The organism is Neobacillus sp. S1115 (assembly GCF_055385565.1).
In genome coordinates, this window is the sequence record NZ_AP038275.1 from 4,818,386 (window position 1) to 4,831,288 (window position 12,903).

At 41.9% G+C, this 12,903-nt stretch carries 10 protein-coding genes and 1 other annotated feature; of the genes, 1 reads left to right on the forward strand and 9 read right to left on the reverse strand.

Annotated elements, in window-relative coordinates; translation table 11 throughout:
• Positions 1 to 33 precede the first annotated feature (33 nt).
• Both ACZ5B7_RS23620 and ACZ5B7_RS23625 read right to left on the reverse strand, forming a co-directional pair.
• Positions 34 to 2,676, reverse strand: a complete 2,643-nt coding sequence (locus ACZ5B7_RS23620) for a valine--tRNA ligase (RefSeq protein WP_464491186.1) — start codon at positions 2,674 to 2,676, stop codon at positions 34 to 36.
• Between the two features lie 51 nt (positions 2,677 to 2,727).
• Positions 2,728 to 2,961, reverse strand: a binding site (T-box leader).
• A 108-nt stretch (positions 2,962 to 3,069) separates the two neighbouring features.
• Entirely contained in the window at positions 3,070 to 4,395 is a 1,326-nt protein-coding gene (locus ACZ5B7_RS23625; protein ID WP_464491187.1) for an O-antigen ligase family protein, read from the reverse strand.
• Between the two features lie 223 nt (positions 4,396 to 4,618).
• On the opposite strand from ACZ5B7_RS23625, the gene ACZ5B7_RS23630 reads away from it, so the two are divergent.
• Complete coding sequence (locus ACZ5B7_RS23630) at positions 4,619 to 4,807, forward strand: hypothetical protein (protein WP_213119996.1); 189 nt, start codon at positions 4,619 to 4,621, stop codon at positions 4,805 to 4,807.
• Between the two features lie 26 nt (positions 4,808 to 4,833).
• Here ACZ5B7_RS23630 and ysxE read toward each other — a convergent pair whose 3' ends face one another.
• The 7 genes from ysxE to ACZ5B7_RS23665 all read right to left on the reverse strand — a co-directional run bounded on the left by ysxE (position 4,834) and on the right by ACZ5B7_RS23665 (position 12,894).
• Positions 4,834 to 5,886: a spore coat protein YsxE gene (gene ysxE, locus ACZ5B7_RS23635; protein WP_464491188.1), complete on the reverse strand. Its 1,053-nt coding sequence runs from the start codon at positions 5,884 to 5,886 to the stop codon at positions 4,834 to 4,836.
• 93 nt (positions 5,887 to 5,979) lie between these two features.
• Positions 5,980 to 7,113 carry a stage VI sporulation protein D gene (spoVID, locus tag ACZ5B7_RS23640; protein ID WP_464491189.1) on the reverse strand — a complete coding sequence of 378 codons (1,134 nt, stop codon included), beginning with the start codon at positions 7,111 to 7,113 and terminating at the stop codon, positions 5,980 to 5,982.
• 797 nt (positions 7,114 to 7,910) lie between these two features.
• Positions 7,911 to 9,197: a glutamate-1-semialdehyde 2,1-aminomutase gene (hemL, locus tag ACZ5B7_RS23645; RefSeq protein ID WP_464491190.1), complete on the reverse strand. Its 1,287-nt coding sequence runs from the start codon at positions 9,195 to 9,197 to the stop codon at positions 7,911 to 7,913.
• Between the two features lie 24 nt (positions 9,198 to 9,221).
• Positions 9,222 to 10,202: a porphobilinogen synthase gene (gene hemB, locus ACZ5B7_RS23650; RefSeq protein WP_464491191.1), complete on the reverse strand. Its 981-nt coding sequence runs from the start codon at positions 10,200 to 10,202 to the stop codon at positions 9,222 to 9,224.
• A 132-nt stretch (positions 10,203 to 10,334) separates the two neighbouring features.
• A complete protein-coding gene (locus ACZ5B7_RS23655; protein WP_464491192.1) occupies positions 10,335 to 11,114 on the reverse strand; it encodes a uroporphyrinogen-III synthase in 780 nt (259 codons plus the stop codon).
• Positions 11,111 to 12,046, reverse strand: a complete 936-nt coding sequence (hemC, locus tag ACZ5B7_RS23660) for a hydroxymethylbilane synthase (protein WP_464491193.1) — start codon at positions 12,044 to 12,046, stop codon at positions 11,111 to 11,113. The genes ACZ5B7_RS23655 and hemC overlap by 4 nt, the downstream gene beginning before the upstream one ends.
• 14 nt (positions 12,047 to 12,060) lie before the next feature.
• Entirely contained in the window at positions 12,061 to 12,894 is an 834-nt protein-coding gene (locus ACZ5B7_RS23665; protein WP_378584221.1) for a cytochrome c biogenesis protein, read from the reverse strand.
• Between the last annotated feature and the right edge of the window lie 9 nt (positions 12,895 to 12,903).

A 12,903-nucleotide genomic window follows, 5' to 3' on the forward strand; every position in this document is an offset into this window, starting at 1 on the left:
GACGAATCCAAAGTGGATTCGCCTTCAGCTTCATTAACCTCTTAACTCTTTAATACGAGCTTCTACAATATTTCGTTTTTCTAGGTAGTCTTGTTCTTTGGCACGTTCTTCGGCTACAACACTTTCAGGTGCTTTTTTCATAAAGCCTTCATTGCTTAATTTCTTTTGAACACGCTCTACCTCTTTATTTAATTTATCCAATTCCTTCTCAAGGCGGGCAATTTCTTCATCAATATTGATCAGGCCTTGGAGCGGAAGGATAATCTCGACACCCGTAATAACCGCGGTCATTGCTTTTTCAGGGGTTTCGATGTTCTGCCCCATTTGCAGTTCTTCTGGGTTACAGAACTTTTCGATGTAGCTGCGGTTCTTCTCAAGAGCCGTTAATATTTTTTCATCCTTAGCTTTCACCAACATGTTGATTTTCTTACTCATAGGTGTGTTAACTTCAGCACGAATATTACGTACAGAGCGGATCATTTCCATCAGAAGCTTCATTTCCTGTGCCGCTTCTTCATCTGTATACTCCGATTTTACCTCCGGCCAATTGGCTTCGGTAATCGATTCACCGGAATGAGGCAGGTTCTGCCAAATTTCCTCGGTGATAAATGGCATGAACGGATGCAATAATCTCATTGTTTGGTCTAAAACATAGGCAAGAATGGAACGGGTTGTTTTCTTAGCCGCCTCATCCTCACCGTATAAAGGAAGCTTCGCCATTTCAATATACCAATCACAGAAGTCATCCCAGATAAAGTTATAAAGGGCACGGCCAACTTCACCGAATTCATACCGCTCTGACAACTTTGTCACATGTTCGATTGTTTCATTTAAGCGTGTTAGAATCCATTTGTCGGCAACAGATTTTTCCCCGCTGAAATCAATTTCATCATAGCTGAGACCGTTCATATTCATTAAAGCAAAACGGGAAGCATTCCAAATTTTATTGGCAAAGTTCCAGGTTGCTTCAACTTTTTCCGTGCTATAACGTAAATCTTGACCTGGTGATGATCCCGTAGATAGGAAGTAACGAAGGGCATCCGCACCGTACTTGTCGATTACTTCCATTGGGTCAACGCCGTTTCCAAGCGATTTACTCATTTTCCGGCCCTGCTCGTCACGAACAAGTCCGTGGATGAGAACATCTTTAAATGGACGCTCACCGGTGAACTCTAAGCTTTGGAAAATCATTCTGGATACCCAGAAGAAGATGATATCGTAGCCTGTTACAAGAACATCCGTTGAGAAGTACCGCTTGAAATCAGCCGCTTCTATGTCTGGCCAGCCCATAGTCGAGAATGGCCATAACGCTGAGCTGAACCATGTATCTAATACGTCTTTGTCCTGTTCCCAGTTTTCGCTGTCAGCTGGCGCTTCATGACCGACAAATACTTCACCTGTTTCTTTGTGATACCAAGCAGGAATGCGATGTCCCCACCATAGTTGTCTGGAAATACACCAGTCGCGGATGTTTTCCATCCAGTGCAGGTATGTTTTTTCGAAACGGTCTGGAACAAAGTGTACTTTTTCTTCCTTGCATTGAAGCTCAATGGCTTGATCTGCCAACGGCTGCATTTTAACAAACCATTGTGTAGAAAGATAAGGCTCTACTACTGCCCCGCTGCGCTCAGAGTGGCCAACGGAATGCAGGTGATCTTCAATTTTAAACAGAACGCCTTGTTCTTGAAGGTCTTTAACAATTTGCTTGCGGCATTCGAAACGGTCAAGACCTTGATATTTTCCGGCCTTTTCGTTCATGCTTCCATCTTCATTCATAACAAGAATACGCTCAAGATTATGGCGATTTCCGAGTTCAAAGTCGTTCGGGTCATGGGCAGGAGTAATTTTAACAGCCCCAGAACCGAATTCCATATCAACATAATCATCGCCAACAATCGGAATTTCCCGGCCAACGATTGGCAGGATAACCGTTTTGCCGATCAAGTGCTTGTAACGGTCATCTTCCGGGTGAACAGCAACCGCTGTATCCCCTAGCATCGTTTCCGGACGAGTTGTTGCTACTTCAATGTAGCCGGAACCGTCAGCTAACGGATACTTCATATGATAAAAGGCACCTTGAATATCCTTATAAATAACCTCAATATCAGAAAGGGCCGTTTTTGTGGATGGGTCCCAGTTAATGATATATTCGCCGCGGTAGATTAAGCCTTTGTTGTAAAGGGTAACGAATACTTCGCGAACCGCTTTTGAAAGTCCCTCATCGAGAGTGAAACGCTCGCGGGAATAGTCAAGTCCTAAACCTAACTTTGCCCATTGCTCACGGATATGGGAAGCATACTCTTCCTTCCACTTCCATGTTTCCTCAACGAATTTTTCCCTGCCAAGGTCATAACGGCTTTTGCCTTCGCTTTTAAGCTTTTGTTCAACCTTTGCCTGGGTCGCGATTCCAGCATGGTCCATACCCGGAAGCCAAAGAACATCATAGCCCTGCATCCGCTTCATGCGTGTGATGATATCTTGAAGAGTTGTATCCCATGCATGCCCTAAATGGAGTTTTCCAGTAACGTTAGGCGGTGGGATAACGACTGTATATGGCTGTTTTCCCTCATCATCTTTTGCTTCAAAAAACTTCCCTTGCAGCCACCATTCATAACGACCTTTTTCAATTGTTTGCGGATCGTATTTGGTTGGCATCGTAATTTCTTTTGTTTCCAACTGAATTGCCTCCTTTTATCTTTTAAAAACAACAAAAAACCCCATTCGCCATAAAAGGACGAATGGAGTTGCTTCGCGGTACCACCTTTTTTCCAATCATAATGATGATTGGCACTTCATCGGATAACGGATTTCATCCGTCTTCTACTACTGGAGCCTTTTGACCTGTTCACAGAAGAAGCTCTTGGGCGACCTTCCGATGCTCCGCTTAGGAAACCTTTCAGCTAATGGTTCCCCTCTCTAAAAGCTGGCTTTCACCGTACTCTTCCCTGTCAAAGCTTTATTTTTCAATTATATATAATACTACCCAAAAAACAGTGCCTTCGTCAATCAGGATATCCTTGTTTTTTGTATTTTATACTATATGCGTGAAGCATGGTGCTCGCTTGCAAATTAGGCAGATCGATATATTTCTTCAGAAGTACAAAGTGAATTATTATTATTTTTTTTATTAAGGTGCAATTCAGCTTTAGATAGCGTTATACCAATAGTTGCCCAAAATAACGGGGCAACAGGAACTGTACTTATGTTAAAAAATGCTTGAATTAGATAACCAATTATAACAGATATCAATCCATACAAAAGAAGTTTTTCTTTCCCGTTAATAATTTTTACTGCTTTGAAAGCTCGTCCAAGGACAATACACAAGAGAGTTAAATATATTAATAAAGCAGGTATTCCTAATGTTACTGCAATCTGTAAATATTCATTATGAGCCTTATCCACAATAATATTTGAAGTCCCATAATATTTTTCAAGTTCTTCCGGTTTAGCTGGAAATACATACTTAAAGGTGTCAGGTCCAGAACCAAGCCAAAAATTAGAGTGTATCAGCGGAAAAGATTCTTTCCAAATAAACATTCTGGCTGAACCTTCATGCCCAGTGGTATGATGGGATGCAACATTGTATGAGTCAAGAAAAAATGAAGCTAAACGCCCAGAATATTTTCCATCCTCGACTAGATTTATCAAAATAAAGATTAGGCCTAAAGCAATTAACATTGTAGTCCATTTAAGCCAGAGATGCCTTCTTTTTACTACGGCAAAGATTGTAAGAAAGATAATCCCACATGCAAGACCCACCCATCCACTTCTTGTCTCAGAAAAAATTAGAGCTATAAAATTAATACAAATTGTGGTTAAATATAAAGTTAGCAATTTTCTACTTTTTTCAACTAAATAAAGTGTTATTGTTAACAAAATTATTAAGACAAGATATGAACCGTAAAAGTTTGCATTATCGAAAAAAGAAAAACTTCTTATCTCATTTAATTTAGAGATATTTCTCGGAAAGAAATCTAAGGAATAATGTTGAAGAATTCCATAAATAGAAACAAAGATTGAAACAAAAGCCATCCATTTAAGAAGGTTTTCTATTTTCTTAACATCTAGCAGTCTATAAGAAAACAATAGTATACTGCAATATGAAAAAAAAGTTACTAATCCTTCAAATCGTGTTTCTGTACCATAAAATGAGGAATAAAAATCAACTGAAAATACCGTTGAAATTCCAATTAAGCACATAAATATTAAGACTATGAATTCAATCTTTAATTCAGATTTAGATAGATTGGATGTCCAATATTTTTTTTTGACTATTAAATATAACCATGTAAACAAGACAAACATATCTAAATAAAAGACCTTTGGAAATGTATAATACGTAAATGGCCCCCAGGGATAAATAAGAAGCGGGAAAAGAATGATGAACCAGTACATTTTGATAACTCCTCACGTGTGTTAATACGAAAAAAGATTTTCTAATACAGACTTTCTAAAAAGGTTAATATTCCAAAAGTCATACTTTATAGCTTAATAATTTTACCATGTCATTATTTATGAAACAAATCAAATTGAATATTTTTTGGAAGAATTATAGGTCATTCACACTATTTTTGAATATACATATGATAAGGGTAAATTGGGAAAGGGGGGGTTTGGGGTGAAGAATTTCCATAAGTATAAACACCGTCCCTGGTTTAGAACGTTTCGGAGATTGTCCGGACAGCTGGTGGTCCCATTTATTATCTTTCAATTTATACGAACTATTTTTCTGCCAACTATTTTTGATGTCTTGTTATTATCCCTTTTTATCGTCATTGCCATTTCCATTTATTTTGAAATTATTTAAGGAGCCCTATGTGCAGATGATTCCTGCTATTGGGCTCCTTCTTTTGCCTGCTGGGCTGCCTCTTGGGCTGCTTTTTGCTGGTTCTCAATTTCCGTCATTCTCATTACAATATATTCGGTATTTTTTAAATGCCAATAGCGATGCTGCAGCTGGCGGACATATTTTAACTCATTTTTCGGACGAGGCTTCCGATAATATTTTTCTGCCATTTGGATGATGGGTATTGGGTAGGCCAAGTAGCTGTTGAATAATAATTTTTCCTCCGGCTTAAACGGAAAATATTTAAAATAATGATAAACCAAACCAATCACATCATCATTTCGCTTTGGACTTGTGTTTAAAGTCCTTGATACATATGGGAGCAGGTCATGGATTGGTGAGCCGTAACGGGCATTTTCAAAATTAATAAAAAAGCCGTATCCCCGTTCATCATAAAGAAAATGATCGGATGAAAGCTTCCCATGGACAACCACCATTCGGGCTTTCTCATTTTCCTTTGTGCTCTCATACCATTCTTCAAATTTTGATTTTGAAAACCGGAGCGCCTGGCTGATTTCATTGTAGTATAGGCAAAACAGCAGTTCGAATGGTGACATATAGGTTTTCTTTTCGCAAACATCAATGTATCCATCAAGAAATTCTTGATTTTTATCAAGCAGCTGCAAGGTTTTTTCGTAATGCTCTGCCCGCTCCTCCTTGTTTACTTCGATTTCCTTTGCGGAAAGGGTATGAAGCCGGGCCAATTCGCGAAAGAGCTGCTGGCTTTTGTACTGGTGGTCTTCTCTTTGGTCGTTCGCCATCCATGGCATGAGATAGTAAAGATTATTATCATGCAATACCGCATATCTGCCGTCCATCGTGGGATAAATAGGAACAATCCGGTTATAGCCTTTTTGATAGAGATAATGGACATGCCGAATGAAATCTGTCCCTAAGGCTGGGGGAATTTTTTTCAGGGCAAAGGTACCTTTGTTAGAATAAATTTTTTGAATGCCGCCAAAATCCTCTACAAAATACGGCTCTACCTGGTAGTTCTCCAAAATCGGCGTAAGGGTCTCCAGCCTATTCGAGTCATTCATGAGAATTCACTCTCTTTCATTTAGAAAAGCAAAAGGGCATAAAAAGAAAGCAGAGCAGGCCCCGTTCGAACCCGCTCACCTTCTTAGGTCTGGTTATTTTTTGGCAAAGGCTGCCGGAACATATAATACTTGACCTTCATAAACATCCTGATTCAGTTCCAGATTGTTAACGCGAAGGAGATTTTGAACAGAAACATCATAACGTTTAGACAAACTTTCTACCGTATCCCCTCTTTGAACAATACAAACCTTTAGCCTTGTTTGTGAAGAACCTTCGTCCTTTCGGGCAAAGAATTCTGTCAGGGTCATCGATTTCTTCTTGGCACCAAACAGCTTCTTCTTTTGCTTTGGCTCCTCTTCAGATGACGATGAAGATGACGAGCTTTCCTCTTCATATTCCACGACTACTGCTGGGGATTCCTCCACAATGATCTCTTCCTCAAACTGAACTTCAACCTCTACAGGCTGTTTTTCTTCTTTTCTCTCCTGATAACGCCATGCAGGTTCATTTGCTTCGGCATTATACTCCTGGTACTGCCAAGGCGGCCGATATTCCTGCTGCTCCTGAGTGTGTTCCTGAGGTTGATAATTAAAGTTTGGGAACTTTGGAAATGCATCTGTGCTCTGTTCTTCCTCCTGCGGTTTACGTGCTTCCGTCTGGAATAAGAAATTGTTTTGATACGGGCTTTGTGCTGTTGGTTGAGGGAATTCGTATTCTTCCTCCTCTTCCTCGGCTCCTGCGCGGTACAGGAGTTCAAGTTCAGGCTCTTCCTCCTGCTGCTGTTGCTGTTGCTGCTCATTTCCATAGAGGCCGCTGATGGTCAACTCTGCTGACAGCTTTAAGCAGCTGCGCTCAGGCATGGAATAATCAAACGTTTCCACAAGGACATCGATATCATACACACTTTGAATTCGATTGTTAGGAATCGTGATATCAACCGGGAATCGATGTGAAAATTCAGCTACTCCCTCCTCACGCTCGGCCACCCGTTCTACAAACTTCTGTGAGACAGCACCCTCTTCATTTCCTTCCTCTTGGTCCTTGTAGCATTTATATTCGCCGGAAAGCTCCAGCGAACCGCGTATGGTGACGTACTGATCGTTTTCCTGGATGGTAATATCCGGGTCTAAGGAAATGGAAATAAGCTCTTCGACTTCCTGTCCTTTTCTAAACCACAGGGACTCCTCCACAGAAAATCTTAGGTACGATTGATTCTCCTGAGACAAAGCGACTCCTCCTTTCGTTTCCTAATGCAAAATCACTATGTCACTTACACTTTATGAGGGGAAATTTTTATTTATGAATAAAAAAGCTGGATTGTGCAGAAAAGAGGCAAAAAAATAAACTCCCCTTGTTGGAGGGGTTGGATTTATTGGTTAATCAAAGACTTATTAATTTGGGCATCGTCGTTTCAGGGCATCTGAAAGTGCATTTATAGGCAGCTTATACCTTTATTGGTTACCCTGCTAATCATTTTTATATCGGTTAGGTAGCAACACACCTTATTGGTTACCCTACTAATCACTTTTTCATCGGTTCGGGCGCCAATACACCTTATTGGTTACTCTACCAATCATTTTTTCATTGGTTCGGGCGCCAATCCACCTTATTGGTTACCCTGCCGTTCATTTTTTCATTGGTTTGGTCGCCAATCCACCCTATTGGTTACTCTACTAATCTTTTTTCATTGGTTTGGTCGCCAATACACCTTATTGGTTACTCTACTAGTCATTTTTTCTTCGGTTCGGGCGCCAATACCCCTTATTGGTTACCCGGCAGCTCATTTTATTATCGGTTCGGTCTCCAATACCCCTTATTGGTTACCCGGCATCCAATTTTTTTATCGGTTCGGTCGCCAATCCTTGCCTACAGAAGGCTGCTCGTATATTCGTTCAGTCCAAATTTCATTCACTGTATGAAATGACTTTAACATATTAAACCATCAAAAAAAGCAGTGGACTATTTTAGCTAAATCCACTGCCTGCTTGCTTTCATATTTGGTTATTATATAAGAGATTAAACTTTATTTAAGCTTCGAAAAAGCAACCTCAACAGCCTTAACCGTCTTTTCAATATCCTCATCCGAATGCTCAGTTGATAGGAATAATCCCTCAAACTGAGATGGCGGCAGGAATACGCCTTGGTCGGCCATTTGGCGGTAGTATTCGGCAAAGAATTCCAAATTGGATAATTTGGCTGTTTCATAATTGATAACCTCTTCATTCGTGAAGAAGAAACCAATCATGGAACCAGCACGGTTAAAGGTAACTGGAACTCCATATTTTTCCCCAGCAGCCTTAATACCTTTTTCTAGGATATCTCCCTTGCGGATAAACTCATTGTAGTGCTCTGGTGTCAACTGGCTTAAGGTTTCATAGCCAGCTGTCATCGCAAGCGGATTGCCGGATAATGTACCCGCCTGATAAATCGGGCCGCTTGGTGCAATACGCTCCATAATATCTGCACGGCCACCGTAAGCGCCGACAGGAAGACCGCCGCCGATTACTTTTCCTAAACAGGTCAAGTCTGGGGTAATACCGAAGTACCCTTGAGCACAATTGTAACCGACACGGAAACCAGTCATAACTTCATCAAAAATTAACAGCGCCCCGTATTCGGTGGTAATATCACGTAGTCCTTGCAAGAACCCTGGCAGTGGTGGAACAAGCCCCATGTTGCCCGCAACTGGTTCAACAATGATACAAGCAATATCATCGCCAAATTGTTCAAAAGCGTATTTTACCCCTTTAAGGTCATTGTATTGTACTGTGATTGTATTGGAAGCAACACCTTCAGGTACACCTGGGCTATCAGGCAAACCAAGTGTAGCAACTCCGGATCCTGCTTTAATTAATAATGAATCACCATGGCCATGGTAGCAGCCCTCGAATTTTAAAATCTTATTGCGGCCTGTAAATCCTCTTGCTAACCTTAAGGCACTCATCGTAGCTTCCGTACCCGAGTTGACCATTCTGATAATTTCAATTGATGGTACGCGGTCTTGCACAAGCTTGGCCAGTTTGTTTTCCAATAGCGTCGGCGCTCCAAAGCTTGTTCCTGACTCGGCTGTTTTTTTCAACGCTTCGACTACTTGGTCATTGGAATGACCAAGGATAAGCGGTCCCCATGAAAGAACGTAATCAATATATTCATTGCCATCGATATCATAGATTTTCGAACCTTTGCCGCGTTCCATGAAAATGGGGTCCATGTTTACAGATTTAAAGGCGCGAACAGGGCTGTTTACACCGCCAGGCATCAATGTTTGGGCTTCTTTAAATGCTTCAATCGATTTGGTATACGAACGCATCCTTTTCCCTCTTTTCAAAAAATATTATTCTTCTTCCTTCAGCCAACGGATTGCATCTTTGGCATGGTAGGTAATGATTAAATCCGCACCTGCGCGCTTCATTCCCATTAACATTTCAAGAACAGTCTTTTTCTCGTCAACCCAGCCGTTTTGCGCAGCCGCTTTGATCATCGCATATTCACCGCTGACGTTGTAAACAACGACCGGCAAATTAAAGTTGTTTTTAATATCACGAACAATATCAAGGTATGGCATGCCTGGCTTCACTATTAAGAAGTCTGCCCCTTCCGCCACATCTGATTCAGCTTCTCTGAATGCTTCCATGCGGTTAGCAGGGTCCATTTGATAGGTCTTGCGGTCACCGAATTGCGGTGCACCTTCAGCCGCTTCACGGAACGGTCCGTAGAATGCAGATGCATATTTAACAGCGTATGACATGATTGGAATTTCTGTATAACCAGCCTCATCTAAACCTGCACGAATCGCGGCCACGAAACCATCCATCATGTTGGATGGCGCAATGATATCTGCGCCTGCTTTAGCCTGAGCGATGGCTGTTTTTACAAGCAGGTCTAATGATTGGTCATTAAGGATTTTTTCACCTTCAACAACGCCGCAATGACCGTGGCTTGTGTATTCACATAAGCAGGTATCTGCAACAACTAGCACTTCAGGGAAGTGTTCTTTGATAAAGCGGGTGGCTACTTGGACAATCCCATGGTCATGATACGCTCCGCCGCCGCACTCATCCTTTGTCTCCGGGATACCGAATAATAAAACGCCCTTGATGCCGTGTTTGACGATGTCTTCCATTTCTGCATGGAGGTGATCCATCGATACTTGATATACTCCAGGCATGGAAGATACCTCATTACGGATATTTTCCCCTTCATAAATAAACAGCGGATAGATGAAATCGTCCGCCTTTAAATGATTTTCCCTAACAAGCGCACGCATGCTGGCGCTTGAACGTAAACGGCGATGACGTGAAAATTGAAGTTCCATTGTGTATACCTCCATTAAATTTAGCTATTTTAATATGTAACTTGCGGATAACCCTTCTCAACTTGCGGATAGCCCTCTCCAACTTGCAGATAACCCTTCCCTACTTGCGGATAGCCAGCCCCAACTTGCGGATCAGCCATCAATCTTTTCCAAGAAAACGATAACGCTCTTAACCATCTCATCCACCGTATACTCCTCCGGTGAGGCATGAATCGGCAGCCCGTATTCAAGCAGCCTCTTCTCGGTAACTGGTCCGATGCAGGCGATGATACACTCATTCAGATGGTCGGCCAGCCCATACTCCCCAACCACGTCCATCAGGTGGTCCACCGTCGATGGGCTCGTAAAGGTTAAAATGTTCAGCTCCCGCTCGGAAAGCATCTTTAGAAGTTTTTCTCGGCTTTCCTTAGGCATGTAGTTTTCGTAAATAATCAGCTCGTCCACCACTGCCCCGGCCTTTCGTAAACCAGTTGCGATGTATTCACGGGCAAGGTTTCCCTTTGGCAACAAAACCCGGATGCCCGGCTTTACATGAGGCAAAAATTCTGCAACAAACTCTTCAGCCACGTAGACAGAGGGAACAAAATCTACCCGTATACCTCTATCCCTCAGTACCTTTTCAGTCTTTTTGCCGATAACCGCAACCCTTGGGAACCCCGCCCCAACACGATCAACAAACGAAAAAAACGTCTCCACTGTGACACTGCTCGTAAATATAATCCAGTCATATGTATCCAGCAACATTAGGCTTTCCTGAAGGCGCTGGTTTTTTTCAATCGGGCGGAAGGCAATCAGCGGAATTTCAATCGGAATCCCGCCGTATCTCTCAACAAGCTCAGAAAATGATTTCGCTTGGCCTTCCCCGCGCGGAACAAGTACCTTTTTATTCAATAAAGGCAGGGAGGGGCTCATTGACCCTCCAGCTCCCGCTTTACCCTGTCAATCAGATCCTTCGCTCCTTTTTCAATCAAAAGGTCTGCCGCCTTAATCCCGAGTTCTTCCGGATTTTGCCCGAGTACTTCTTCTTTAAAAATTTCCTGGCCTTCTGGAGAACCTACAAGCACATTTAAGACAATTTCATCGTTATCCTCGACACGCGCAAAGCCGGCAATCGGCACCTGACAGCCGCCCTCCATTTTTTGCAGGAAGGCACGCTCTGCCCGAACTGCTCTTTCAGTTTTCTTACAAGTGAATTTTTCAAACAGTTCATGAAGTTCACGGTCATCTTCACGGCACTCGATAGATAGAGCTCCCTGACCAACCGCAGGGATGCAGATATCAGCATCCAAGAACTCAGTGACGACATCAGACGCCCAGCCAAGGCGGGATAGGCCTGCTGCCGCCAAAATGATGGCGTCGTACTCTTCTTCCTTCAATTTTGCCAATCTAGTATCAACATTGCCGCGGATCCATTTAATCTCTAAATCAGGGCGTTTCGCCAAAAGCTGGGCACTGCGGCGCAGACTGCTTGTTCCGATAATCGCACCTGGTTTTAAATCAGCTAATTTCACATGGTCCCTGGAAATCAGCGCATCGCGATGGTCTTCACGGAACGGAATACAGCCGATAGTTAGCCCTTCAGGCAATACAGCCGGCATATCCTTCATGCTGTGGACGGCCATATCAATCTCTTTATCAAGCATCGCCTGCTCAATTTCTTTTACAAAAAGACCTTTACCGCCGACCTTAGAAAGGGTAACGTCTAGAATTTTATCACCTTTGGTGACGATTTCCTTGACCTCGAATTCAAAGCGGGGGTCAATTTTTTTCAGTTGGTCAATCACCCAATTGGTTTGTGTTAAAGCTAACTTGCTGCGTCTGGATCCTACGATAATTTTTCTCATGACTGCCTCCTAATTTACGAGTACCATAGATGGAATGATGATAGTTGCCCAAATAAGAAAAAGTTAATTAATACAATTAGAAAAGAACCGGCATTCCAAATCGCCAATTTCTTTCCTGAGAGATTTTTCACTGTCCGCAAATATAAATAAATGCTATACGCTGTGAGTAAAATAAAGGAACCGACAATTTTAATGTCATACCAAGGCATTCCCGGAAGCTTCAGAAACGCCCATTGCAAGCCCAAGATTAAGCTTAACAGAAGCATTGGAACGCCGATGATTGCTAATATGTAAGATGATTTTTCGAGTTTGTCTAAATCGGCAAGACGGATTAGTCTTGTACCCCATTTCTTCCTTTTTAATAAATCATATTGAAGTAGGTACAACACTGAAAAAACAAATGATAATGAAAAGGCCCCATATGACAGTATTGCCATTGTAATATGAATTAATAGCAGCTCGGATATCAGCTGTTTAGCCATGACATGGGAATGGTATTGCATAGGTGCAAACGTATGAATTGTCATGACCGTAAAGCCAAGGATATTAGTGAAAAACACAATAAAGTCAACTCGTAATAAATGATTTATAACAATTGACAATGTTATTAATACCCAGGCATAAAAATAGAGCCCTTCAAAAATGGTTAAGACAGGGAACCTTCCTGTTTTCATCATATAGAAAAAAAGAAATACAGTTTGCGAAACCCATACAAATGCAAGTAACCAGAAGGCAATCCGATTTGCCTTCCGGTTATGATGAATAAAGTCGAAAAAATATAAAAGAACACTGAAGGCATAAAGAACAACCGTAAATTCGTGCAGCCTCGTCATCAAGACATCATACATAGCCGAGGC